Origin of the sequence: Enterobacter sp. KBR-315C3_2022 (assembly GCF_041399425.1) — a bacterium.
Classification (GTDB): Bacteria; Pseudomonadota; Gammaproteobacteria; order Enterobacterales; family Enterobacteriaceae; genus Enterobacter.
On the sequence record NZ_JBGKEB010000004.1, the window covers coordinates 56,547 to 79,375 of the forward strand.

A 22,829-nucleotide genomic window follows, 5' to 3' on the forward strand; every position below is an offset into this window, starting at 1 on the left:
TGTGACAGGTCATAGCATTTTTCAATATCAGAATCGTGGTAATTTGCCGTCAGGAATCCTCCTGGATTATCGATTTCTGCCGCACATCACAATTTGATGACTTAAGTGAAACTGCGTCGCGTTTCAGATTTTCCGCATCTGCCACAGACCTGGCCGGGAAACTGTGAGAGGATGCTCTTTTTCCCTGCCGGAGTTGTCATGAAGCTCACTTCCAAATTACGCCGTGACTGGCATTACTACGCCTTTGCGATTGGCCTGATCTTTATTCTGAACGGCGTGGTCGGTCTGCTGGGGTTTGAAGCGAAAGGCTGGCAAACGTATGCCGTGGGGCTGGTAACGTGGGTGATTAGCTTCTGGCTGGCGGGGTTTATTATCCGCCGACGCCCTGAAGAGGCGCTAGCGGACGAGGCGGAAACGGCAAATAAGGCCGATTAGCCGTTTACGGAGCTTTTCAGGGCGCTGTCGGCGGCGTGACGCTCCAGCGCCAGCTCAATCAGGCGGGTGATGAGCTCCGGGTAGCTCAGGCCGCTGGCCTGCCACAGCTTGGGATACATGCTGATGTTGGTAAAGCCCGGCAGCGTGTTGATTTCGTTGATCACCACGTCGTTTTCCGGCGTCAGGAACACGTCCACGCGCGCCATTCCGCAGCAGCCCAGCGCCTGATAGGCCTCAACGGCGATCGCGCGGATCTTATCGTTGACGGCCGGATCGAGATCCGCGGGCACCACGACCTGCGCGCCTTTATCGTCAATGTATTTGGTGTCGTACGAGTAGAAATCGCTGTTTAGCACCACTTCACCGCAGGTGCTAGCCTGTGGGTAATCGTTGCCCAGCACGGCGCACTCAATTTCACGCCCTTTAATACCCTGCTCAACCACCACCTTGTGGTCAAACTCAAACGCCAGGCGAACCGCGTCGCTGAACTGCGCTTCGCTGCTCACCTTGCTCACGCCCACGGACGAGCCCTGATTGGCGGGCTTAACGAACAGCGGCAGCCCGAGCTTTTCGCTAATCTGAGCAAAGCTGTGCCTGTCGCGGCTGGCGCGGGTCAGGGTAACGAACGGCGCAACGTTCAGCCCGGCGTCGCGCAGCAGGCGCTTGGTGACGTCTTTATCCATGCAGGCGGCGGAGCCCAGCACGTTGGAGCCGACAAACGGCAGATTCGCCATGCGCAGCATCCCCTGCAGGGAGCCGTCCTCGCCCAGCGTGCCGTGCACGATCGGGAACACCACGTCAATTTGCGCCAGCGTGCGGGCATTTCCCGCATCGATAAACTGGCCCTGAGCAACGCCCGGCACGGTGGCAACGCTGATTTCGGAAGGATTCAGCGCAATATGCGCCGGATCGTTAGCGTTTAACAGATACTGGCTTGCGTCGTTGATATGCCATTGGCCCTGCTTATCAATGCCCAACAGCACCACGTCGAAACGGTTTTTATCAATCGCATCGACAATATTTTTTGCCGACTGCAATGAAACCTCGTGTTCCGCCGATTTTCCCCCAAAGACGATACCCACCCGCTGCTTTGCCATTTCACTCTCTTCCAGTCTGACGAAAAGCCTATAACATACCACGATGCCCTGCGGGTTTCGCGGCCTTCTGCCATAATGTTTTGAGGCGATAAGAGGGGGATACGTGAAAGGAAAAAGCCTGCTGATGATTCTGCTTATCGCCGGAGGGGCAGCGGTCGGATACCGCTGGCTACCGTCCTATTACAACCCGTTCACGCCGCTTACGCTCGACGATCCGCCCGGTAAAATCACCCAGTACAAGCTTCGGCGCCTGACGCCAGAGGCGTGCGAGGGGCTGCTTGAGCAGGCCAACCGGCGCGCGCTTATCCGCACCCAGGCCGTCGCGGACAGCGAAGGGACCTGCCCGCTGCGCAACGTGGTGCGGGTCCGCAGTTTCGGCCCGGTCAGCCTCAGCGGCAGCTTTCTGGCCAGCTGCCCGCTGGCGCTCAGCTCCGCGCTGTTTGTCAGCCAGCAGGCCCGTCCGCTGACCCGAGCCTACATGGGCAGCGAGCTTGCGCAAATCGAGCATCTGGGCAGCTTTGCCTGCCGGAATATTTATCATCGCCCCGATGCGCGCCTGAGCGAACACGCCACCGCCGACGCGCTGGATATCAGCGCGTTTCGGCTGGCAAACGGGCGGCGCGTAACGATCCTCAGAGGCTGGAAGGCTGACGATACGCAGCCGTGGCTGCAGGCGCTTCTGGCGGCCAGCTGCGGCTATTACGGGAACGGGCTTGGGCCGGACTATAACGCCGCGCACGCCAACCATTTCCATCTGGGGATGCGCGGTTTTGGCCTGTGCCGCTAAAGCATAATCTTTCGCCTGAAAGTGGTTAAGTTGTGACATATTTCACAAATATGATGACTGGGAAGATAAAACGCTGAAGTCGATCGCGCCGCACCTCTGGTACCCCGTTAGCGCACGTAACTTGCTAATCTGTGGGTGAATTTGCTTAAAATGAAGACCGAATCCGTATGGAATCCTGGAAAGTTAACCTCATCTCCGTCTGGTTTGGCTGTTTCTTTACCGGCCTTGCCATCAGCCAGATCCTGCCATTTTTGCCGCTGTACGTGGCGCAGCTCGGCGTTTCGTCTCACGAAGCGCTGTCGATGTGGTCCGGGCTGACCTTCAGCGTAACGTTTCTGGTGTCCGCCATCGTCTCTCCCATGTGGGGCAGCCTGGCGGACCGCAAGGGCCGCAAGCTGATGCTGCTGCGCGCGTCGCTGGGCATGGCGATTGCCATTCTTCTTCAGGCGTTTGCCACCAACGTCTGGCAGCTGTTTATTCTACGCGCGATTATGGGGCTAACGTCCGGGTACATTCCAAACGCGATGGCGCTGGTGGCCTCGCAGGTGCCGCGCGAGCGCAGCGGCTGGGCGCTCAGCACGCTCTCCACGGCGCAGATCAGCGGGGTGATTGGCGGCCCGCTGATGGGAGGCTTTCTGGCTGACCACGTCGGGCTGCGCGCGGTGTTTTTCATCACCGCCATCCTGCTGGTCGTCAGCTTCCTCGTGACGCTCTTTCTGATCAAAGAAGGGGGAAGGCCGACCGTCAGCAAAGCCGAGCGCCTGAGCGGCAGGGCGGTGTTTGCCTCGCTGCCCTATCCGGGCCTGATGATTAGCCTGTTCGTCACCACCATGGTGATCCAGCTCTGTAACGGCTCGGTGGGGCCCATTCTGGCGCTGTTTATCAAATCTATGGCGCCGGACAGCAATAACATCGCGTTCCTTAGCGGGATGATTGCCGCGGTGCCCGGCGTCTCGGCGCTGATTTCCGCCCCGCGTCTGGGCAAGCTGGGCGACAGGATCGGCACGGCGAGAATATTGATGGCGACGCTGATCTTTGCGGTGGTGCTGTTCTTTGCAATGTCGTTCGTGACCTCACCGTTCCAGCTCGGCGTGCTGCGTTTCCTGCTCGGATTTGCCGACGGCGCCATGCTGCCCGTCGTGCAAACGCTGCTGGTGAAATACTCCAGCGACCAGGTGACCGGGCGTATTTTTGGCTATAACCAGTCCTTTATGTATTTGGGCAACGTGGCTGGCCCGCTTATTGGCGCGTCCGTTTCGGCAATGGCGGGGTTCCGCTGGGTATTTGCCGCAACGGCGGTGGTGGTGCTGATGAATATTATCCAGCTCGCGTTTGCGCTGCGCCGTCGGGGGCAAATCGCCGCGGCGAAATCACTGCGTTAATATTATATATTCTTATGGTAGCCCTGTTGTTCATAACTAAATCAGGGTTACCGAATGAGAATGTACCCGTGTCGGATAAATGGCCTTTTATATTAGCAAAACGTTTCGCTGATAATTAACGGCTCAACTTTTTGAACTAACTTCACTTTTGCATAAGATAATACTTATCTCCACTTTGCATTGTGAAAAGAGAGTGCTAAGTTCAGGAAAATTCTGATAAGGAAATAGCACGATGAAAAACCTCATTGCTGAGTTGTTGCTCAAGCTTGCACAAAAGGAAGAAGAGTCAAAAGAGCTGGTCGCCCAGGTCGAGGCGCTGGAAATTGTGGTCACGGCGCTGTTGCGGCATATGTCTCAGCAGGAGCAGGATGCGCTTATTCAGAGCGTGGAAGGCGCGCTGAACAATGCAAAGCCCGATCCGCAGGTTCCCGCTCAGGACGCGGAGATGCTTCAACAATACGTAAAAAAGCTGTTAAGGCATCCTCGCTGTTAACCTGTCACAGACCCTGAACGCGTGTCATAGAAATGTCATGCAGGTTGCCTATAGTCGCTCTGTTTTTATTTTTTATGTATTTGTACATGGAGAAAATAAATTGAAACAGAGCGCACTTTTCATCGCATTAATACCCCTGTTATTTACCCCCGTTATTCATGCCGAGACCGCGAACACCTCGGTGCTGGATAATCGCGCCGCGAAGGGCGATATCACCGAACCGGGCGGCGCGCGCCGGTTATCAGACGATCAAACCGCGGCCATTCGCGCATCGCTAATGGATAAGCCCGCTAAAAATATTATTCTGCTGATTGGCGACGGCATGGGCGATTCCGAAATCACGGCCGCGCGAAATTACGCTGAAGGCGCGGGCGGCTTTTTTAAAGGTATCGATGCGCTGCCGCTGACCGGGCAATATACCCACTATGCGCTGGATAAAAAAACCGGCAAGCCGGACTACGTGACCGACTCCGCCGCGTCCGCCACGGCGTGGTCAACCGGCGTGAAAACCTATAACGGCGCGCTGGGCGTGGATATCCACGAAAAAGATCACCAGACAATTCTCGAAATGGCAAAAGCGGCGGGGCTGGCCACCGGCAACGTCTCTACCGCCGAGCTGCAGGATGCGACCCCGGCGGCGCTGATGTCGCACGTCACGTCCCGCAAATGCTATGGGCCGTCCGTCACCAGCGAAAAATGCCCCACCAACGCGCTGGAGAAGGGCGGTAAGGGTTCCATCACCGAGCAGATGCTGAACGCGCGCCCGGACGTGACGCTGGGCGGCGGGGCCAAAACCTTCGCGGAAACCGCGACGGCGGGCGAGTGGCAGGGCAAAACGCTGCGCGAGCAGGCGCAGGCGCGCGGCTACCAGCTGGTCAGCGACGCGGCGTCCCTGGCGGCCATCACCGAAGCGAACCAGGATAAGCCCGTGCTGGGGCTCTTCTCGGACGGCAACATGCCGGTGCGCTGGGAAGGGCCGAAGGCCTCTTATCACGGCAACATCGACAAACCGGCCGTGACCTGTACGCCAAATCCGAAGCGCGACGACAGCGTGCCGACGCTGGCGGCGATGACGGATAAGGCTATCTCTCTGCTGAGCCAGAATGAAAAAGGCTTCTTCCTGCAGGTGGAAGGCGCTTCCATCGATAAGCAGGACCACGCGGCGAACCCGTGCGGCCAGATTGGCGAAACGGTTGACCTGGACGAAGCGGTGCAGAAGGCGCTCGCGTTCGCGAAAAAAGACGGCAACACGCTGGTCATCGTCACCGCTGACCACGCCCACGCCAGCCAGATCGTTCCGCCGGACGTTAAGGCTCCTGGCCTGACGCAGGCGCTGAATACCAAAGACGGCGCGGTGATGGTAATCAGCTACGGTAACTCGGAAGAAGAGTCGATGGAACACACCGGCACGCAGCTGCGCATCGCGGCGTATGGCCCTCACGCGGCCAACGTGGTGGGGCTGACGGATCAAACGGATCTGTTCTATACCATGAAGGCGGCGCTTGGCCTGAAATAAGCAAAACGCCCGGCAGAAATGCGCGCTGCCGGGTGGTTTTTTTCCCGCGACGAACCAGACTTAAGACGGAACTTCACAAAAGGATGGTGCAATGAAAACAACATTACTGGTTACCCTACTTTCAGGCCTGGTTTTTCTCTCCGGTGCTCACGCGGCGGAAAAGACCCTCACTCCTCAGCAGCAGCGCATGAGCACCTGTAACCAACAGGCGACGGCGAAAACGCTGAAGGGCGATGAGCGTAAAACCTACATGAGCGACTGCCTGAAAAATGGCGCGTCTAAACCGGGCGAAAAAAGCCTGACCCCGCAGCAGCAAAAGATGCGTGAATGTAACGCTCAGGCCACGCAGCAGATGCTGAAGGGCGACGATCGCAGCAAGTTCATGAGCGGTTGCCTGAAAAAACAGGCGTAGTTCAAACGGGTGAGCGCCTGACCGGGCTCACCCGAAATTTCATACTTTCCACGACGACCCCCTCTCTATAATTTGGGAAATTGTTTCAGAATATTCCCAAAAATGATGAATGATGAATTTTATGACAATAACGAAAACATTCGGGAAGAGTGGTATTGCAGCCTTTCTCAGGATGATCCCCACCGCGCCGGCCTCCGGTTTGCCCGGCGCATCCGGCTGGCGCGCGCCGCTGGGCTGGCGGGGCTGTTTTTCCCCGTGTCCAGCGCGCTGGTCACCCATTCCCTCTCCGGCGGATGGTGGCTCCTGCTGGTCGGCTGGGCCTTTGTCTGGCCGCATCTGGCGTGGCAGCAGGCCTGCCGCGCGGACGATCCTCACGACCGTGAGATCTTTAACCTCAAAATAGACGCGATGGTGGCGGGCCTATGGATTGGCCTGATGGGCGTGGGCGCGCTGCCGACGGCCGCGCTGATCGTGACGATCGCCATGAATATGATGGGGGCGGGCGGCGGCCGGTTATTTATTGCCGGGCTTGTCATCATCCTGCTGTCGATGCTGGTTACCCTGCAGCTGACGGGCGGCAGCATTGCTTTTTCTCCCGAGCCGCTGGAGTGGTGGCTGACCCTGCCGTTTTTGATGCTCTACCCGATACTCTTTGCCTGGCTAAGCTACCGGACGGCAATCCGGCTGGCGGAACACCGGCGGCGGCTGGCGCTGATGAGCACCCGCGACGGCATGACGGGCGTCTTCAACCGCCGCCACTGGGAAATTCTGCTGCGCAACGAGTATGAAGCCTGCCGCCGCAGCCACCGGGTGGCGACGATTCTTTTAATCGATATCGATCGCTTCAAGAATATCAACGATACCTGGGGGCACGACGTGGGGGATGAGGCGATTATCGCCATCACGCGGCAGCTGCAGATGACGCTGCGCGCGGGGGACGTTATCGGCCGCTTCGGCGGCGACGAGTTTGCGGTGATCATGCCCGGCACGCCGGCTGAAAGCGGGATTGCCGCGATGTCGCGCGTCCACGAGCGTCTGGAAAGCATGTCGCTTACCGGCGCGCAGGGCGAGCGTTTGCAGATAAGCGTGGGGGTGGCCGCCTGGGGACCGCAGTTCGAACACTACCGCGCGTGGCTGAAGGCGGCGGACGTTGCCCTGTACAAAGCCAAAAATGCCGGGCGCGGCCGCACCGAAGTGGCCGCCTGACGCCCGGTTAATGCCCTCAGGACTTGCTGAGCTGCTCTGATTTTTCCATGCATTTTGCCATCGCTTCGATAACCGCTGAACGGAAGCCGCGATCCTCCAGCACGCGTACGGCTTCAATCGTTGTGCCTCCCGGCGAGCACACCATATCCTTCAGCTCGCCCGGATGCTTGCCGGTTTCCAGCACCATTTTGGCGGAGCCCATCACCGCCTGGGCGGCAAATTTATAGGCCTGCGCGCGCGGCATGCCGCCCAGCACGGCGGCGTCCGCCATGGCTTCGATAAACATAAAGACGTACGCGGGCGCGGAGCCGCTGACGCCTACCACCGGGTGGATCATCGACTCGGCAATCACTTCGGCCTCACCGAAGCAGCGGAAAATGTTCAGCACGTCGGCCACGTCTTCCGAGGTTACCAGCGCGTTCGGGGTGACGGAGGTCATCCCGGCATTGACCAGCGACGGCGTGTTCGGCATGGCGCGCACAATCTTGCGGTCGTGGCCGAGCGCGCGGGCCAGCTGATCGAGGGTGACGCCCGCGGCAATGGAAACCACCAGCGTCTCTTTGTTCAGGCTGGAGGTGATTTCGCTCAGCACCTTGATCATGATGTTAGGCTTGACCGCCCCAAAGACGATGTCGGCCACCTGGGCCACTTCCTGCGCGCTTTCGGCAGCGTTAATGCCGTACTCATCGCGCAGCGCGGCGACTTTATCGGGTGATGGCGTATAGACCCAAATCTGCCCCGGCAGCACCTGGCCGCTGGCGATCAGGCCGCCGAGAATGGCTTTGCCCATGTTGCCGCAGCCGATAAACCCGATTTTCTTATCCATCACGTTTCTCCGTTATTATGCCTCGTTATCTCTGATTAATAGCTTAACAATGAAAAGCAGGCGACAATAGCCGTCAATGTCATTAGGGGAGAGAATATGGCGATTTGGGTTGATGCGGACGCGTGTCCGAATGTCATCAAAGAGATTTTATTCCGCGCCGCCGAGCGCGTGCAGATGCCGATGACGCTGGTGGCGAACCAGAATATCCGCGTGCCGCCGTCCCGATTCATCCGCTCCATGCGCGTCCCGGCCGGGTTCGACGTGGCGGATAACGAAATTGTGCGGCTGTGCAGCGCGGAAGACTTAGTGATCACCGCGGACATTCCGCTGGCCGCCGAGGTGCTGGAGAAAGGGGCCGCGGCGCTGAACCCGCGCGGTGAACGCTACTCACCCGCGACCATTCGCGAAAAGCTCACCATGCGTGATTTTATGGACACCCTGCGCGCCAGCGGCGTGCAGACCGGCGGGCCGGACTCCCTGTCCCAGCGGGACCGCCAGCAGTTTGCCGCCGAGCTGGATAAATGGCTGCTGGAAGTCAAACGCCGCACAGCTTAATGATAATTATTTTCATTTATGGTAGGGTAAGACGCGTCAGGGTTGTCTTTCCCTGCTGCTTTGCAGTAAAGTTAGCGCAACATCTTCTGCAATCATTTCTTTACAGTCTTCAGCCATCCGGCATCAAGGGGAACACCTGGTTATGACCCAACCCATCTTTTTAGTTGGCCCCCGCGGCTGTGGGAAAACCACCGTTGGCCTCGAACTGGCGCGCGTGTGCCAAAGCCAGGTTGTTGATACCGACCACTGGCTTCAGGCGTTTGCCGGCGAAACCATTGCCGAAATCGTCGAGAAAGAGGGCTGGGAAAGCTTTCGCGCGCGTGAAACCGCCGCGCTGGAGGCCGTTGCTGCGCCATCTACCGTGATTGCCACGGGCGGCGGGATTATCCTGGCGGAGTACAATCGCCAGTTCATGCGCGAAAAAGGGATTGTGATCTACCTCTGCGCGCCGGTCGATACGCTGGTGGGCCGCCTGGAGGCGTTTCCGGAAGAGGGCCAGCGCCCGACGCTGACGGGAAAACCGATTAGCGAAGAGGTCAGCGAGGTGCTGGAGGAGCGCGATGCGCTCTACCGCGAGGCGGCACACCACGTTGTTGATGCCTCACTTTCGCCGCAGGAAGTGGTAAATCAGATTATTACCGTACTGCCTTTGGCCTGCGCCAGCTAGCCGCCGTCTATACTCATAGCTCAGACATAAATAAAGGATGAGCTATGCCAACCAGACCTCCCTATCCGCGCGAAGCGCGCATCGTGACCGTAGAAAAAGGCAGTACCGATCGGACCGTGACCTGGTACCAGCTGCGCGCGGATCACCCTAAGCCCGATTCGCTGATCAGCGAACATGAAACCGAACAGGAAGCCCTCGACGCCAAGCGGCGTTACGAAGATCCTGAAAAGTCCTGATAAAAATCCTAAATTCCCCACAACCGTGCCTGAATCACATTTTTAACTCATCGGTGTTGTTAAGCAGGAGTTAATATTTAGTTATTACAGGTAGATTCGGAAAGGCCACCAGATCTTTACACTTCGCTGTAGAGATCTGCTGCTACGCTTTTTTGCTGTTTATTCGAAAACTAAATCGTGCAGCGTAGTGAGCCTGTGCCTGTGTTAACGCAGTGGTAGTGAATGAAGGCGAAAAAAAATGAAGGCAACATTGGCTATCCTCACCATCGGGGTGGTTCCCGTTAGCGAGGTATTACCGCTCTTAACGGAGCACATCTCTGAACAACAGATTACGCACCTGAGCCTGCTCGGCAAGATGAGCCGGGAAGAGGTTATGGAAGACTACGCGATCGATCCCGGAGAGGATCCCCTGCCGACATTGTTAAGCGACGGTAAAATGGCGCACGTCTCCCGGCAGAAGATCGAGCGCGCCCTGCAGGGCGTAATTGAAGTACTGGATAATCAACGCTATGACGTCATTCTGTTGATGAGTACCGCCCCCATCACCGGGCTGGTGGCGCGAAATGCCATCCTGCTTGAACCAATGCGCATCATCCCCCCGCTGGTGGCCTCGATCGTGGACGGGCATCAGGTCGGGGTGATCGTGCCGATCGAAGAACTTATTGATAATCAGGCCAGTAAGTGGAAGGTGCTGGAGAATCCTCCGCACTATGCGCTGGCGAATCCGTTCTGGGACAGCGAAACCAAGCTGATTGCGGCAGGGCGCGAGCTGATCGAGTCGGGCGCGGACGTTCTGATGCTGGACTGTCTCGGCTTTCACCAGCGCCATCGCGACCTGCTGCAGAAGGCGCTGGACGTTCCGGTGCTGCTATCGAACGTGCTGGTTGCCCGCCTGGCCTCCGAGCTGCTGGTCTGATGATTTTGCGTGACAGGCAATGAGCCTGGCCCCTATAGTGAATTTTTATCAATAAATATAAGGGCCAGCCCATGCTTCAGAGTAATGAATACTTTTCCGGTAAAGTGAAATCCATTGGTTTTACCAGCAGCAGCACTGGCCGCGCCAGCGTTGGCGTTATGGCTGAAGGGGAATACACCTTCGGTACGGCGGAAGCGGAAGAGATGACGGTAGTCAGCGGTGCGCTGAACGTCTTATTGCCGGGGGAAACGGAGTGGAAAGTCTATTCTGCCGGGCAGGTTTTCAACGTGCCGGGTCACAGCGAGTTTCATTTGCAGGTTGCTGAGCCAACCTCTTACCTGTGCCGCTATCTGAAATGATTTTTTTTCCCTCTCCCCTTTAGGGAGAGGGTTAGTCTGAGGGGAGATTATCTCTGCGCTTCGCCGCCGAGACCTTCCACCAGGCTCTGGATCAGCGCCGCCAGCTCGCCGGTCATCAGGATAAAGTCCGCGTCGAAGCGCTGGGCGTAATCTTCCCGATCGATATCTTCGTTCTGATCGCGCAGCTCATCGCAGAACTTCAGACGCTTCACCGAGCCGTCGTCGCACATCACGAACTGAATGCGCTGCTGCCAGTCCAGCGCCAGCTTGGTCACCACCTTACCCGCCTCAATGTGCACGGCGATTTCGTCGCTGACCAGATCCTGCTTCTTGGCGCGGATCACGCCGCCGTCTTCAAGCAGCGCCTTGAGCTCCGCTTCGTCGAGGATCTGGAAGCCCTGCGCGGCCGTTCCGCTGCGCACCCACTCGGTCAGCGTCAGCTCGATCGGCGTTTCCAGCGCCAGCGGTACCACCGGCAGCGAGCCGAGGCTCTTACGCAGCAGGGCCAGCGTATCTTCCGCTTTCTTGGCGCTGGCGCAGTCCACCATGATCAGGCCGTTGACCGTATCGATCCACATCATCGTCTGGCTGAAGCGGCTGAACGCGCGCGGCAGCAGAGAGTGCAGCACTTCGTCCTTCAGCGAGTCTTTTTCCGTCTTTTTCAGCTTGCGGCCCTGTTCGGCTTCCAGCTTGAAGATCTTCGCTTCGAGCGCCTGCTTCACCACCGGCGTCGGCAGGATCTTCTCCTCTTTACGGGCGCAAACGATGATTTGCCCCGTGCTGCTGGCGTGGGTCAGCGCATCGCTTTGTGAACCCATTGGCGGAACCCAGCCGGTTTTCGCCATATCCTGGCTACCGCAAGGGGAAAAGGTGTAAGCGGCTAACTGTTTTTCCATCTCTTCTGCACGCAGCGAAACGTCGCGGCTGAGACGGTAAACCATCAAATTTTTGAACCACAGCATGATAATTTCCACGGCCTTGTCGTTAAATCAGCGGGCATGATAACGAATTGTCGCATCGCTTGCATTGCTAATCGGGAAGCGTGCTTCTACTCTGTTGATAATCAAAATAATGAGGAGTCACCCGTGCGTATTGGTATTGATTTGGGCGGTACGAAAACAGAAGTGATTGCGCTGAGCGAGCAGGGGGAACAGCTTTTTCGCCACCGCCTGCCTACGCCGCGCGATGATTATCGCCAGACAATCGAGACGATCGCCCGGCTCGTTGAGATGGCGGAGCAGGAGACGGGGCAGACGGGCACCGTCGGGATGGGCATTCCGGGGTCGATTTCGCCCTACACCGGGGTGGTTAAAAACGCCAACTCGACGTGGCTCAACGGCCAGCCGTTCGATAAGGACCTGAGCGCGCGCCTGAACCGCGAGGTGCGGCTGGCGAACGATGCGAACTGCCTGGCGGTGTCTGAAGCCATCGACGGCGCGGCGGCCGGCGCGCAGACCGTTTTTGCCGTGATTATTGGCACCGGCTGCGGCGCGGGCGTGGCCTTTGGTGGCCGTTCACACATCGGCGGCAACGGCACGGCGGGCGAGTGGGGGCACAACCCGCTGCCGTGGATGGATGAAGACGAGCTGAAGTATCGCGCGGAAGTGCCGTGCTACTGCGGCAAGCAGGGCTGTATTGAAACGTTTATCTCCGGCACCGGATTCGCCACCGACTATCACCGCCTGAGCGGTCAGCCGCTGAAGGGGAATGAAATTATGCGCCTGGTCGAAGAGCAGGACCCGGTTGCGGAGCTGGCGCTCAGCCGCTACGAGCTGCGGCTGGCGAAATCGCTGGCGCACGTGGTGAATATTCTCGATCCCGACGTGATTGTGCTCGGCGGTGGCATGAGCAACGTGGACCGTTTATACGCCACGGTGCCGAACCTGGTGAAGCAGTGGGTGTTCGGCGGCGAATGCGAAACGCCGATCCGTAAAGCGGTGCACGGTGACTCCAGCGGCGTGCGCGGCGCGGCGTGGTTGTGGCCGGAATAAACGGTTCTGTAGGCCCGGTAAGCGAAGCGCCACCGGGCGAATTCAGGCAGCCACAATAAAAAAGCCGGGTGACGGCTACGCCTTACCCGGCCTACATGATGGAGTGGGCCTTTACTGCACGGCAAACTCTTTATCCAGCCTGCTGTACCCCAGCCCGTTAATTTTCTTCACCTTGATCTGCACCGGAATGCGCTCCTTCATCGCCTCGACGTGGCTAATCACCCCGATGGTTTTCCCGGTGGCGTTGAGCGCGTCGAGGGCGTCCAGCGCCGTATCCAGCGTTTCGCTGTCCAGCGTGCCGAAGCCTTCATCCAGGAACAGCGAATCAATGCGCGTTTTATGGCTCACCAGGTCGGAAAGCGCCAGCGCCAGCGCCAGGCTCACCAGGAAGCTTTCGCCGCCGGAAAGCGTGCGGGTATCGCGCACCGCGTCGGCCTGCCAGGTATCCACCACTTCCAGCTCCAGCGCGTCGCTCGCCTTGCGCTGCAGCAGGTAGCGCCCGTGCAGGCGGTTAAGCTGCTGGTTGGCGAGCCAGACCAGATTATCCAGCGTCAGCCCCTGCGCGAACTTGCGGAATTTATCCCCGGTGCTGGAACCGATGAGCGCGTTGAGGTATCCCCAGTCGTCCGCCAGCCGCGAAGCCTCTTCAATTTGCTGCATTAGCGCCTGCTGGTGGGCGCGGTTATCGCTGTCCTGCTTAAGCTGCTGGCGAATTTCACCCTGGCGGGTGGTGTTTTCCCTCAGCTGCTGCGCCAGCCCCTGAAGCCGGGCCTGCAGGCTTTCAGCATCGCCTTCCAGCGCCTCCGGACGCGCGTCCTGATGATCTTTCAGCTGCTGGTTGGCCTGGCCCAGCAGCGCCGATGCCTGCTGGATCTGGCTTTCCAGAGACTGCTTCAACTGCTCAAGGCGGCGCAGGGTGTCTTCATCCAGCAGGGCCGAGAGGAACGCGTCCCGATCGGCAAAATGGCTGGCGGCCAGCGCGGCGGCGAATTGCTCCTCCGACCGATGCAGGCGTTCGCTTTCCAGCGTTTCCTGCTGCTGCTGGGCGGCAAGCTGGCTTTGCAGCGACACGCACTCGTCGTGGATCTCACGCCAGTTTTCGGGAATAACCGCGTCCGCTTCGATAGCATCCGTTGCCGGAAGCGCGTCGAGCAGCGGCTTCAGGGCGGTAATTCGCGCCTGAACCGCATCCTGCTGGGTCTGTTTTTCCCGCCACTGGGCGTATTCGGCTTCCCGGGCGTTTAGCCAGGCGGCCTCTTCGCCGTCTTCCGGTGCGCTAAGCGAATGCGTGAGCAGGGCGCTGTTCATCCCCTCGCGCATTGTCGCCAGCTGCTGCTGAGACTGGCGCTCCTGTTCTTCCCGCTCGTTCAACTGGTGTTGCAGCGTCAGACGCTGGCTAAGCTGATAAAGCTGGTGCTCGTAGCGTTCCTGCTCGCTCATCCACGTGGAAATATCTTCCTGAATGTTCAGGGTAACGCTCAGGGCGGCGCAGGCCTCCTGCCACTCTTTAGTGAGCGCTTGCTCCTCCTCAGAGAGCGCCTGTGCTTCAGCTGCATCACGCTGGATTTGCTGAGCCAGCGCGTTGACCTGCCCCAGAACCAGCAGGCCTTCCTCTTTTAGCGCGGCAACCTCTTTTTCCAGCGCATCGCGGCGGCGCTGGTTATCGGTGAGCTCAAGCGCCTGATACCTCTCCACGGCGGGATGTTCGCTGGAGCCGCACAGTGGGCACGGCTTACCCGCCTCGAGCTGCAGGCGGTAGTTTTCCAGCTTTTTAATCGTTGCTTCGCTTTCGCATAGCGCTTTGAGGTCGACAAGGTGCTGGTGTTTCTCTTTGTACTGCTGGCGGCGTAAGGACAGAGTTTCGTTGAGCGTGACCTGCTCCGCCTGCGCTTTCTGCGTGCGTTCACCGTTCTGGCGCAGACGCGTTTGCAGCGGCTGGTAGCGGGCGTGAAGGGCGGTCAGACGCTGGCGGAAAGCCCGCGACTGCACCTGATTTTCCATCGCGATAGCGACCTCATCCGCCGTCAGCGTCAGGCTGTTTTCCGGCAGGCCCGCCAGCTTCTGGCGCAGTTCCGCGATGCGGGCCGCAAGCGTAGCGAGCTGCTGCCTGTCGCGACTGAGCTGAGAAAAATGCGCGCGCCAGCCCGCCATCTCCTGGCCCCACAGGCGGAACCGATCGTGTTCGGCCAGCCATTGCGCCAGCGCCGTCAGTTCGGCCTGAAGCTGGTCGTGCGCGCGTGATGCGCCGTTGCGGATACGCCCGCGCAGGGCGGTTTTAGCTTGTAAGCGAGTATTTACTTCAACAATCCGCTGCCGGGTATGCGCCAGGCGTGCGCTCTGCTCCTGCTGGTGTTCCCACTGCGGGCGCAGCTGGGCGGCTGGCTGGGCCAGTTCGAGCTTTGCCAAATCGGGCGCGGCGTCCGCCTGCGCCTGCGTGGCCTGCTGCTGAGCGGCGTTCGCGCGCTGCTGTTCGCGAATGAGTTCGTCGCTGCGCGTCAGCCACTGAAAGGCCTTCTGTTGGGTCTGCTGCTGTGCGAGCAGGGCTTTCTCTTCGTCAGTAAGCGCCTGCAAACTTTGCTGGAGCTGCTGCTGCTGTTCTTCGCCCAGCAGCACCACGCCCGCGGCCTGCGCTTCGCACACCTCAAGCGCGCTGCGGGCGGCCTTGTGTTTTTCGAAGACCATGGCCGAAATCTGGCCGTAGATTTCCGTGCCGGTCAGCTCTTCTAACAGCTCCGCGCGGTCGCTCGGCCTGGCGTTGAGAAACGCGGCGAACTGCCCCTGAGAGAGCAGCATCGAGCGGGTAAAGCGGCCGTAGTCCAGGCCGGTGAGCGCGGCGGTTTGCTCCAGCTTATCGCTGACTTTGTCCGCGAGGATTTTGCCGTCCTCGCAGCGCGCGAGCTCGACGCGCGGCGCCTGCAGGTTGCCGTCCGGCTGGTTGCGCGCGCGGTTCTGGCTCCAGAACGCGCGGTAGGCAACCCCCTTCACCTCAAATTCAACTTCCGCCAGGCATTCGGCGGTATCACGCGTCATCAGGTCGTTTTGCGCCTGGGAGACCTTGTTCAGGCGCGGCGTCTCGTGATACAGCGCCAGGCAGATGGCGTCCAGCAGGGTGGTTTTCCCCGCGCCGGTCGCGCCGGTAATGGCGAACAGCCCGTTGCTGGCAAACGGCTCGGCGGTAAAGTCGATTTTCCACTCGCCCTTGAGCGAGTTAAGGTTTTTCAGGCGCAGGCTCAAAATTTTCATGCGTTGTCGTCCTCGTCATTGAGCGCGTGCAGCGCATGGGTGAAGAGCTCGTTGAGCCGGGCGCGTTTTTCCTCGTCGAGCTCCTCCTGCGACAGGCGGCGCTCAAACACCTCTTCAACCCTGAGTTCGCTGAGCGTTTCGCGCCGCGCGCCGAGCAGGATTTTCTCGCGCTGTTCGCGGCTGCGGCGCACCAGCAGCACCTCGACCGGCAGATCCTCCGTCAGCGCCTGAATTTTGCGCTGCATGTCGTGCAGGTATTCGTCGGTGGTGATTTCAATATCCAGCCAGACGGGGGGATTTATCTCGGCGTCGCGCCACTGCTCTAGCTGAGCGGTGATGGCGGCTAAATCGCCCTTCAGCGCCGCCAGCGGCTGGGTGACGGGCACCTCCAGCGTTTCCACGCCGCTGAGCCTGCCGTCGGCAAACGTCACCAGATGCACCGATTTCGCTTTGCCGGTTTCATCAAAGCTGAGCGAAATGGGCGAGCCGCAGTAGCGAATGTGGTCGCAGCCGCCGATAACCTGCGCGCGGTGGATGTGCCCGAGCGCGATGTAGTCCGCCGGGGGGAAATTTTGCGCCGGGAAGGCGTCCAGCGTGCCGATGTAGATGTCGCGCACCGCGTCGCTTTTGCTGGCGCCAACGGTGGTGAGGTGCCCGGTGGCTATCACCGGAATGCGCTGCTCGCCGCGCAGGGCGCAGGCGTCGGCATACTGCTGGTGATAGTACCCGGTGATGCTTTGCAGCAGATGCTGCTGCTTTTCACCGCCGGAAAGCCCGGCCTGGCTTTGCACGATATCGCGCGGGCGCAGGAAGGGAACCGGGCACAGCACCGCGCCGGGCGTGCCGTCGCGCTTGGTCAGGATCTGCGGCGCGTGTCCGGCGCTGGCGACGACGGTGGTGTTCAGAAAGGCCAGAATGTCGCGGGATTCGTTCAGCGTCGCCACGGAGTCGTGGTTGCCGGCGACAATCACCAGATGGCAGCCCGTTTTCTGCAGATTGACCACGAAGCGGTTATAGAGCTCGCGCGCATAGCTCGGCGGCTGGCCGGTATCAAAAATATCGCCCGCCACGATAATCGCATCCACCTCCTGCGCCTGAGCCGTGTCCAGCAGCCAGTTCAGGAACGCGTCGTGTTCGGCCGCGCGGCTTTTGCTGTAAAAATTTTGACCCAGGTGCCAGTCCGAGGTGTGAAGTATGCGCATAGGAGATCCGTGGCAATAATAAGAAAGCAGGATTATAAACTGTCGAGGAACGGAAAATAACCGCTGTAATAAAACAACAGTTTGCCATTTATGGTGGTAATGTTTTTCATAAATCTGTCATAAATCTGACGCATAATGGCGCCGCATTACAAACTTGTAACCTAATAAGAGAAGACAGGGCAAAGTATGGCGAGACGTATTCTGGTCGTAGAAGATGAAGCTCCAATTCGTGAAATGGTGTGCTTCGTGCTCGAACAAAACGGCTTCCAGCCGGTTGAAGCGGAAGATTATGACAGCGCGGTAAACCAGCTGAATGAACCCTGGCCCGACCTGATCCTGCTTGACTGGATGCTGCCCGGCGGCTCTGGGCTACAGTTTATCAAGCACATCAAGCGCGAAGCGATGACCCGCGATATTCCGGTGGTGATGCTGACGGCGCGCGGCGAAGAAGAGGACCGCGTGCGCGGCCTGGAGACCGGCGCGGATGATTACATCACCAAGCCGTTCTCCCCGAAAGAGCTGGTTGCCCGCATTAAAGCCGTGATGCGCCGCATTTCGCCGATGGCGGTGGAAGAGGTGATTGAGATGCAGGGCCTGAGCCTTGACCCGACCTCGCACCGCGTGATGACCGGCGAAAGCCCTCTGGATATGGGGCCGACCGAATTTAAGCTTCTACACTTCTTTATGACGCACCCGGAGCGCGTTCACAGCCGCGAGCAGCTGCTGAACAACGTCTGGGGCACCAACGTGTACGTTGAAGACCGCACGGTTGACGTGCACATTCGCCGCCTGCGAAAAGCGCTGGAACTGAGCGGCCACGATCGCATGGTGCAGACGGTCCGCGGCACGGGTTATCGTTTTTCGACCCGTTTCTGAATAATGACAGGAGTGTGACGCGTGCTGGAACGTCTGTCATGGAAAAGGCTCGTCTTTGAACTGATCTTATGCTGTATTCCGGCCCTCATTCTGGGGGCGATCTTCGGCCATCTGCCGTGGTTTTTGCTGGCGGCCGTCACCGGGCTGCTGGTCTGGCATTTCTGGAACCTGCTGCGCCTCTCCTGGTGGCTGTGGGTGGACAGAAGCATGACGCCGCCGCCCGGAAGCGGAAGCTGGGAGCCGCTGCTCTACGGCCTGCACCAGATGCAGATGCGCAATAAAAAGCGTCGCCGCGAGCTGGGAAGCCTGATCAAACGCTTTCGCAGCGGCGCGGAGTCGCTGCCGGACGCGGTCATTCTGACCACCGAAGAAGGGACCATCTTCTGGTGTAACGGCCTGGCGCAGCAGCTGCTGGGCCTGCGCTGGCCGGACGATAACGGCCAGAATATCCTTAACCTTCTGCGCTACCCCGAGTTCACGCTGTACCTGAAAAAGCGCGACTTTACCCGCCCGCACAACCTTAAGCTCAACAACGGCCGTCATCTGGAAATCCGCGTGATGCCTTACAGCGACAGGCAGTGGCTGATGGTGGCGCGCGACGTGACGCAAATGCACCAGCTTGAAGGGGCGCGGCGAAACTTCTTTGCTAACGTCAGCCACGAGCTGCGCACGCCGCTGACGGTGCTGCAGGGCTATCTGGAGATGATGCAGGAGCAAACGCTGGAGGGCGCGCCGCGCGAGAAGGCGCTCCACACCATGCGCGAGCAGACGCATCGGATGGAAGGGCTGGTGAAGCAGCTTCTTACGCTGTCGAAAATCGAGGCCGCTCCGTCCCTGGCCCTGAACGACACCATCGACGTGCCGGTCATGCTTCGCCTCGTCGAGCGGGAGGCGCAAACCCTGAGCCACGGCCGTCATGAGCTGATTTTTGACGTCGACAGCGGCCTCAAGGTGCTGGGCAGCGAAGATGAGCTGCGCAGCGCCGTCTCGAACCTGGTGTATAACGCCGTAAACCATACGCCGGAAGGGACGAAGATTACCGTGCGCTGGCGGCATGTTCCGACAGGCGCGGAGTTTAGCGTTGAGGACGACGGGCCGGGGATCGCGCCGGAACATGTCCCGCGCCTGACCGAGCGTTTTTATCGCGTGGATAAAGCCCGATCCCGGCAGACCGGAGGCAGCGGCCTGGGGCTGGCCATCGTCAAGCACGCGGTTAACCACCATGAAAGCCGCCTGGATATACAAAGTACGGTGGGGAAAGGCACGCGCTTCAGCTTCGTTATTCCGGAACGATTAATTGCCAAAAAAAGCGCCTGATCGCAGGTGTGTCATCTTACCTTTCCACGGGCCAGCGACTGCTGGCCCGTTTGCGTTGCAGTCAAGCGAAACGCGGATGAATTTTATACGGTTGATGCTTTTTTGTTCGCATGATTAGCCATGGGTTTTTCGGATAATTAGCGTATTGTGCTGGTCTGAATTTTCATACTGGCATATTGTTCTGGTTTTACGATCCCATCTTGCCTTTAAACGTTATAAGCGTTTAAATTCCCCCCCTGATACTGTCATACCGACTGTATTTGCCTGGTAAATCGAAAAACTATTCTTCTCCACGCCAGGACGGGAGCATATCCCGCTGAAATTGAGCATTTTTTCTGCTGTATTGTCCCGTCAGGGATGGCGAAAAACTCAACGTTTACAACACCACATCCACAGGCAGTAAGGTTTTATGACCCATCATTTAAAATCGCGCGACATCATCGCCCTGGGCTTTATGACATTTGCGCTGTTCGTTGGCGCAGGCAACATCATCTTTCCTCCCATGGTTGGCCTACAGGCGGGTGAACACGTCTGGACGGCTGCGTTTGGCTTCCTGATTACTGCCGTTGGCCTGCCGGTTCTGACCGTGGTTGCGCTGGCGAAAGTTGGCGGCGGCGTAGACAGCCTCAGCACCCCGATCGGTAAAGTGGCCGGTATTCTGCTGGCGACCGTCTGCTATCTGGCCGTCGGTCCGCTGTTTGCGACCCCGCGTACGGCGACCGTCTCCTTCGAAGTGGGGATTGCACCGCTGACCGGCGACGGCGCGATGCCGCTGTTTATCTACAGCCTGGTTTACTTCGCTATCGTGATTCTGGTCTCCCTCTATCCGGGCAAGCTGCTGGATACCGTCGGTAACTTCCTGGCACCGCTGAAAATCATTGCGCTGATCGTGCTGGCCGTTGCGGCCATCGTCTGGCCTGCTGGCCCAATCAGCGATGCGATGGATGCCTATAAGAACGCCGCGTTCTCTAACGGTTTCGTGAACGGCTATCTGACCATGGATACGCTGGGTGCGATGGTGTTTGGTATCGTTATCGTCAACGCCGCACGTTCACGTGGCGTGACCGAAGCGCGCCTGCTGACCCGCTACACGATTTGGGCTGGCCTGATGGCGGGCGTCGGCCTCACGCTGCTGTACCTGGCGCTGTTCCGCCTGGGCTCCGACAGCGCGACGCTGGTTGACCAGAACGCTAACGGCGCGGCGATCCTTCATGCCTACGTGCAGCACACCTTCGGCGGCGCGGGCAGCATGCTGCTGGCGGTGCTGATTTTCCTCGCGTGCCTGGTGACGGCGGTTGGCCTGACCTGCGCCTGCGCCGAGTTCTTCGCGCAGTATCTGCCGCTCTCTTACCGCACGCTGGTGTTCATCCTCGGCATCTTCTCCATGGCGGTGTCTAACCTCGGTCTGAGCCACCTGATCCAGGTCTCCATTCCGGTGCTGACGGCGATTTATCCTCCGTGCATCGTGCTGGTGGTGCTGAGCTTCACCCGCCCGTGGTGGAACAACTCGTCGCGAATTATTGCGCCAGCCATGTTTATCAGCCTGATTTTTGGTATCCTTGACGGGATTAAAGCGTCAGCCTTCGCCGAAATCCTGCCTGCCTGGACACAGCGTCTGCCGCTGTCCGAGCAGGGACTGGCCTGGCTGATGCCTACCGTTGTTGCTCTGGTTCTGGCGATTATCTGGGACCGTGCTGCAGGGCGCCAGGTTGCATCGAAAGCGCATTAATCAACGGCAACAAACTGTTTAACCACGGGGCTATAGGCCCCGTGGTTTTTTGTTTTTTCGTGTTGAATGGCAAGATTTAAATGGAAAGCACTAACAAACTTAAGCGTGGACTCAGCACGCGCCATATCCGCTTTATGGCGCTCGGCTCTGCTATCGGTACCGGTCTTTTTTATGGCTCGGCAGATGCCATTAAAATGGCCGGTCCCAGCGTGCTGCTGGCGTACATCATCGGCGGCGTGGCGGCGTATATCATCATGCGCGCGCTGGGGGAAATGTCCGTTCATAACCCGTCCGCCAGCTCCTTCTCGCGCTACGCGCAGGAGAACCTGGGCCCGCTGGCCGGTTTTATCACCGGCTGGACCTACTGCTTTGAAATTCTGATTGTGGCCATCGCCGACGTGACCGCGTTCGGCATCTACATGGGCGTCTGGTTCCCCGCCGTGCCGCACTGGATATGGGTGCTGAGCGTGGTGCTCATTATCTGCGCCGTCAACCTGATGAGCGTCAAGGTGTTCGGCGAGCTGGAGTTCTGGTTCTCCTTCTTCAAGGTTGCCACCATCATCATCATGATTATTGCCGGCTTCGGCATCATCATCTGGGGGATTGGCAACGGCGGGCAGCCGACCGGTATCCATAACCTCTGGACCAACGGCGGCTTCTTCAGCAACGGCTGGCTCGGGATGGTGATGTCGCTGCAGATGGTAATGTTTGCCTACGGCGGGATCGAGATTATCGGGATTACCGCCGGTGAAGCGAAAGATCCGGAGAAGTCCATTCCGCGCGCCATTAACTCCGTACCGATGCGCATCCTGGTGTTCTACGTGGGCACGCTGTTTGTGATTATGTCCATCTATCCGTGGAACCAGGTGGGCACCAACGGCAGCCCGTTCGTGTTGACCTTCCAGCATATGGGCATCGCCTTTGCGGCCAGCATTCTGAACTTCGTGGTGCTGACCGCCTCGCTTTCTGCCATTAACAGCGACGTCTTCGGCGTCGGCCGCATGCTGCACGGCATGGCGGAGCAGGGCAGCGCGCCGAAGGTGTTTGCGAAAACCTCGCGCCGCGGCACGCCGTGGGTCACGGTAGTGGTGATGACCGTCGCGCTGCTGTTCTCGGTTTACCTGAACTACATCATGCCGGAGAACGTCTTCCTGGTGATTGCGTCGCTGGCGACGTTTGCGACCGTGTGGGTGTGGATTATGATCCTGCTGTCGCAGATTGCGTTCCGTCGTCGCCTGTCGCCGGAAGAGGCGAAAGCGCTGAAGTTCAAGGTGCCGGGCGGGGTACCGACCACCGTGGCTGGCCTGATCTTCCTGGTGTTTATCATCGCGCTGATTGGCTACCATCCGGATACCCGTATTTCGCTGTACGTTGGCTTCGCGTGGATTGTCCTGCTGCTGGTCGGCTGGATGTTTAAATGCCGCCGCGACCGCCAGCTGGCGCAGGTGCAGTAATCCTTTCTTCCCTCTCCCCATGGGAGAGGGCCAGGGTGAGGGCATCAGGCCGCACTGATGCCTCATCCCCCGTCCTCCTCCCCCAATAAATTTCGTCATGGTGAGCTAACCTTAATTCCCCTGTGGCAAG

At 59.0% G+C, this 22,829-nt stretch carries 23 protein-coding genes; 17 read left to right on the plus strand and 6 right to left on the minus strand.

Annotation, left to right across the window (positions count from 1 at the left end; all coding sequences use genetic code 11):
• Positions 1 to 101: 101 nt before the first annotated feature.
• On the minus strand, positions 102 to 200 hold the full coding sequence (locus tag AB8804_RS06175; RefSeq protein WP_371184205.1) for a hypothetical protein: 99 nt from the start codon (positions 198 to 200) through the stop codon (positions 102 to 104).
• Between AB8804_RS06175 and AB8804_RS06180 the strand changes: the two genes are divergently transcribed.
• Positions 199 to 435 carry a DUF2754 domain-containing protein gene (locus AB8804_RS06180; RefSeq protein WP_371184208.1) on the plus strand — a complete coding sequence of 79 codons (237 nt, stop codon included), beginning with the start codon at positions 199 to 201 and terminating at the stop codon, positions 433 to 435. The two genes, AB8804_RS06175 and AB8804_RS06180, sit on opposite strands and share 2 nt — an antisense overlap.
• Here the strand turns inward: AB8804_RS06180 and ddlA are convergent.
• The gene (ddlA, locus tag AB8804_RS06185) at positions 432 to 1,532 is read right to left on the minus strand and encodes a D-alanine--D-alanine ligase (protein WP_371184210.1); all 1,101 of its coding nucleotides are present in this window, start codon (positions 1,530 to 1,532) and stop codon (positions 432 to 434) included. The two genes, AB8804_RS06180 and ddlA, sit on opposite strands and share 4 nt — an antisense overlap.
• Positions 1,533 to 1,635: 103 nt before the next feature.
• Here ddlA and AB8804_RS06190 point away from each other — a divergent pair, with 103 nt between their 5' ends.
• The 6 genes from AB8804_RS06190 (at position 1,636) to adrA (ending at position 7,328) form a co-directional block, all read left to right on the plus strand.
• The gene (locus AB8804_RS06190) at positions 1,636 to 2,319 is read left to right on the plus strand and encodes an extensin family protein (RefSeq protein WP_371184212.1); all 684 of its coding nucleotides are present in this window, start codon (positions 1,636 to 1,638) and stop codon (positions 2,317 to 2,319) included.
• 167 nt (positions 2,320 to 2,486) lie between these two features.
• Positions 2,487 to 3,701, plus strand: coding sequence for a multidrug efflux MFS transporter (locus AB8804_RS06195; RefSeq protein ID WP_371184214.1), 1,215 nt, complete (start codon positions 2,487 to 2,489; stop codon positions 3,699 to 3,701).
• Between the two features lie 232 nt (positions 3,702 to 3,933).
• Entirely contained in the window at positions 3,934 to 4,194 is a 261-nt protein-coding gene (gene iraP, locus AB8804_RS06200) for an anti-adapter protein IraP (protein WP_371184216.1), read from the plus strand.
• 100 nt (positions 4,195 to 4,294) lie between these two features.
• Entirely contained in the window at positions 4,295 to 5,710 is a 1,416-nt protein-coding gene (gene phoA, locus AB8804_RS06205; protein WP_371184218.1) for an alkaline phosphatase, read from the plus strand.
• Between the two features lie 91 nt (positions 5,711 to 5,801).
• A complete protein-coding gene (gene psiF / locus AB8804_RS06210; protein ID WP_371184221.1) occupies positions 5,802 to 6,122 on the plus strand; it encodes a phosphate starvation-inducible protein PsiF in 321 nt (106 codons plus the stop codon).
• A gap of 102 nt (positions 6,123 to 6,224) precedes the next feature.
• Positions 6,225 to 7,328 (plus strand): diguanylate cyclase AdrA, encoded by a 1,104-nt coding sequence (gene adrA, locus AB8804_RS06215; RefSeq protein ID WP_371184223.1) that lies wholly within the window; start codon positions 6,225 to 6,227, stop codon positions 7,326 to 7,328.
• Positions 7,329 to 7,344: 16 nt separating this feature from the next.
• Here adrA and proC read toward each other — a convergent pair whose 3' ends face one another.
• Positions 7,345 to 8,154 carry a pyrroline-5-carboxylate reductase gene (proC, locus tag AB8804_RS06220; RefSeq protein ID WP_371184226.1) on the minus strand — a complete coding sequence of 270 codons (810 nt, stop codon included), beginning with the start codon at positions 8,152 to 8,154 and terminating at the stop codon, positions 7,345 to 7,347.
• A 96-nt stretch (positions 8,155 to 8,250) separates the two neighbouring features.
• Here proC and AB8804_RS06225 point away from each other — a divergent pair, with 96 nt between their 5' ends.
• From AB8804_RS06225 to ppnP, 5 genes are all read left to right on the plus strand, one after another.
• Positions 8,251 to 8,709 (plus strand): YaiI/YqxD family protein, encoded by a 459-nt coding sequence (locus AB8804_RS06225; protein WP_112011215.1) that lies wholly within the window; start codon positions 8,251 to 8,253, stop codon positions 8,707 to 8,709.
• A gap of 142 nt (positions 8,710 to 8,851) precedes the next feature.
• Positions 8,852 to 9,376 carry a shikimate kinase AroL gene (aroL, locus tag AB8804_RS06230; protein ID WP_371184229.1) on the plus strand — a complete coding sequence of 175 codons (525 nt, stop codon included), beginning with the start codon at positions 8,852 to 8,854 and terminating at the stop codon, positions 9,374 to 9,376.
• Between the two features lie 44 nt (positions 9,377 to 9,420).
• Positions 9,421 to 9,612 (plus strand): protein YaiA, encoded by a 192-nt coding sequence (gene yaiA / locus AB8804_RS06235; RefSeq protein ID WP_112011217.1) that lies wholly within the window; start codon positions 9,421 to 9,423, stop codon positions 9,610 to 9,612.
• A 238-nt stretch (positions 9,613 to 9,850) separates the two neighbouring features.
• Positions 9,851 to 10,528, plus strand: coding sequence for an AroM family protein (locus tag AB8804_RS06240; RefSeq protein ID WP_371184232.1), 678 nt, complete (start codon positions 9,851 to 9,853; stop codon positions 10,526 to 10,528).
• A gap of 71 nt (positions 10,529 to 10,599) precedes the next feature.
• Positions 10,600 to 10,887: a pyrimidine/purine nucleoside phosphorylase gene (gene ppnP, locus AB8804_RS06245; RefSeq protein ID WP_003859131.1), complete on the plus strand. Its 288-nt coding sequence runs from the start codon at positions 10,600 to 10,602 to the stop codon at positions 10,885 to 10,887.
• 47 nt (positions 10,888 to 10,934) lie between these two features.
• Here ppnP and rdgC read toward each other — a convergent pair whose 3' ends face one another.
• Entirely contained in the window at positions 10,935 to 11,849 is a 915-nt protein-coding gene (rdgC, locus tag AB8804_RS06250; protein ID WP_112011219.1) for a recombination-associated protein RdgC, read from the minus strand.
• 123 nt (positions 11,850 to 11,972) lie between these two features.
• Between rdgC and mak the strand changes: the two genes are divergently transcribed.
• Positions 11,973 to 12,878, plus strand: a complete 906-nt coding sequence (gene mak / locus AB8804_RS06255; protein WP_112011220.1) for a fructokinase — start codon at positions 11,973 to 11,975, stop codon at positions 12,876 to 12,878.
• Between the two features lie 111 nt (positions 12,879 to 12,989).
• Here the strand turns inward: mak and sbcC are convergent, their stop codons facing one another.
• Positions 12,990 to 16,121, minus strand: a complete 3,132-nt coding sequence (gene sbcC, locus AB8804_RS06260) for an exonuclease subunit SbcC (RefSeq protein WP_371184244.1) — start codon at positions 16,119 to 16,121, stop codon at positions 12,990 to 12,992.
• The gene (gene sbcD / locus AB8804_RS06265) at positions 16,118 to 17,323 is read right to left on the minus strand and encodes an exonuclease subunit SbcD (protein WP_371184246.1); all 1,206 of its coding nucleotides are present in this window, start codon (positions 17,321 to 17,323) and stop codon (positions 16,118 to 16,120) included. The genes sbcC and sbcD overlap by 4 nt, the downstream gene beginning before the upstream one ends.
• 186 nt (positions 17,324 to 17,509) lie before the next feature.
• On the opposite strand from sbcD, the gene phoB reads away from it, so the two are divergent.
• The 4 genes from phoB (at position 17,510) to proY (ending at position 22,699) form a co-directional block, all read left to right on the plus strand.
• The gene (gene phoB / locus AB8804_RS06270; RefSeq protein ID WP_371184248.1) at positions 17,510 to 18,199 is read left to right on the plus strand and encodes a phosphate response regulator transcription factor PhoB; all 690 of its coding nucleotides are present in this window, start codon (positions 17,510 to 17,512) and stop codon (positions 18,197 to 18,199) included.
• 21 nt (positions 18,200 to 18,220) lie between these two features.
• Positions 18,221 to 19,516, plus strand: a complete 1,296-nt coding sequence (gene phoR, locus AB8804_RS06275) for a phosphate regulon sensor histidine kinase PhoR (RefSeq protein ID WP_371184250.1) — start codon at positions 18,221 to 18,223, stop codon at positions 19,514 to 19,516.
• Between the two features lie 409 nt (positions 19,517 to 19,925).
• The gene (gene brnQ / locus AB8804_RS06280) at positions 19,926 to 21,245 is read left to right on the plus strand and encodes a branched-chain amino acid transporter carrier protein BrnQ (protein ID WP_371184252.1); all 1,320 of its coding nucleotides are present in this window, start codon (positions 19,926 to 19,928) and stop codon (positions 21,243 to 21,245) included.
• Between the two features lie 80 nt (positions 21,246 to 21,325).
• A complete protein-coding gene (gene proY / locus AB8804_RS06285) occupies positions 21,326 to 22,699 on the plus strand; it encodes a proline-specific permease ProY (protein ID WP_371184255.1) in 1,374 nt (457 codons plus the stop codon).
• Positions 22,700 to 22,829: the final 130 nt, after the last annotated feature.

What these genes read in the sequence shown, in the direction of transcription:
- AB8804_RS06180 (WP_371184208.1), top strand. Translation starts at nt 199, where the DNA reads ATGAAGCTCACTTCCAAATTACGCCGTGACTGGCATTACTACGCCTTT.
- AB8804_RS06175 (WP_371184205.1), bottom strand. Translation starts at nt 200, where the DNA reads ATGACAACTCCGGCAGGGAAAAAGAGCATCCTCTCACAGTTTCCCGGC.
- ddlA (WP_371184210.1), bottom strand. Translation starts at nt 1,532, where the DNA reads ATGGCAAAGCAGCGGGTGGGTATCGTCTTTGGGGGAAAATCGGCGGAA.
- AB8804_RS06195 (WP_371184214.1), top strand. Translation starts at nt 2,487, where the DNA reads ATGGAATCCTGGAAAGTTAACCTCATCTCCGTCTGGTTTGGCTGTTTC.
- iraP (WP_371184216.1), top strand. Translation starts at nt 3,934, where the DNA reads ATGAAAAACCTCATTGCTGAGTTGTTGCTCAAGCTTGCACAAAAGGAA.
- psiF (WP_371184221.1), top strand. Translation starts at nt 5,802, where the DNA reads ATGAAAACAACATTACTGGTTACCCTACTTTCAGGCCTGGTTTTTCTC.
- adrA (WP_371184223.1), top strand. Translation starts at nt 6,225, where the DNA reads ATGATGAATGATGAATTTTATGACAATAACGAAAACATTCGGGAAGAG.
- proC (WP_371184226.1), bottom strand. Translation starts at nt 8,154, where the DNA reads ATGGATAAGAAAATCGGGTTTATCGGCTGCGGCAACATGGGCAAAGCC.
- AB8804_RS06225 (WP_112011215.1), top strand. Translation starts at nt 8,251, where the DNA reads ATGGCGATTTGGGTTGATGCGGACGCGTGTCCGAATGTCATCAAAGAG.
- aroL (WP_371184229.1), top strand. Translation starts at nt 8,852, where the DNA reads ATGACCCAACCCATCTTTTTAGTTGGCCCCCGCGGCTGTGGGAAAACC.
- yaiA (WP_112011217.1), top strand. Translation starts at nt 9,421, where the DNA reads ATGCCAACCAGACCTCCCTATCCGCGCGAAGCGCGCATCGTGACCGTA.
- AB8804_RS06240 (WP_371184232.1), top strand. Translation starts at nt 9,851, where the DNA reads ATGAAGGCAACATTGGCTATCCTCACCATCGGGGTGGTTCCCGTTAGC.
- ppnP (WP_003859131.1), top strand. Translation starts at nt 10,600, where the DNA reads ATGCTTCAGAGTAATGAATACTTTTCCGGTAAAGTGAAATCCATTGGT.
- rdgC (WP_112011219.1), bottom strand. Translation starts at nt 11,849, where the DNA reads ATGCTGTGGTTCAAAAATTTGATGGTTTACCGTCTCAGCCGCGACGTT.
- sbcC (WP_371184244.1), bottom strand. Translation starts at nt 16,121, where the DNA reads ATGAAAATTTTGAGCCTGCGCCTGAAAAACCTTAACTCGCTCAAGGGC.
- sbcD (WP_371184246.1), bottom strand. Translation starts at nt 17,323, where the DNA reads ATGCGCATACTTCACACCTCGGACTGGCACCTGGGTCAAAATTTTTAC.
- phoB (WP_371184248.1), top strand. Translation starts at nt 17,510, where the DNA reads ATGGCGAGACGTATTCTGGTCGTAGAAGATGAAGCTCCAATTCGTGAA.
- brnQ (WP_371184252.1), top strand. Translation starts at nt 19,926, where the DNA reads ATGACCCATCATTTAAAATCGCGCGACATCATCGCCCTGGGCTTTATG.
- proY (WP_371184255.1), top strand. Translation starts at nt 21,326, where the DNA reads ATGGAAAGCACTAACAAACTTAAGCGTGGACTCAGCACGCGCCATATC.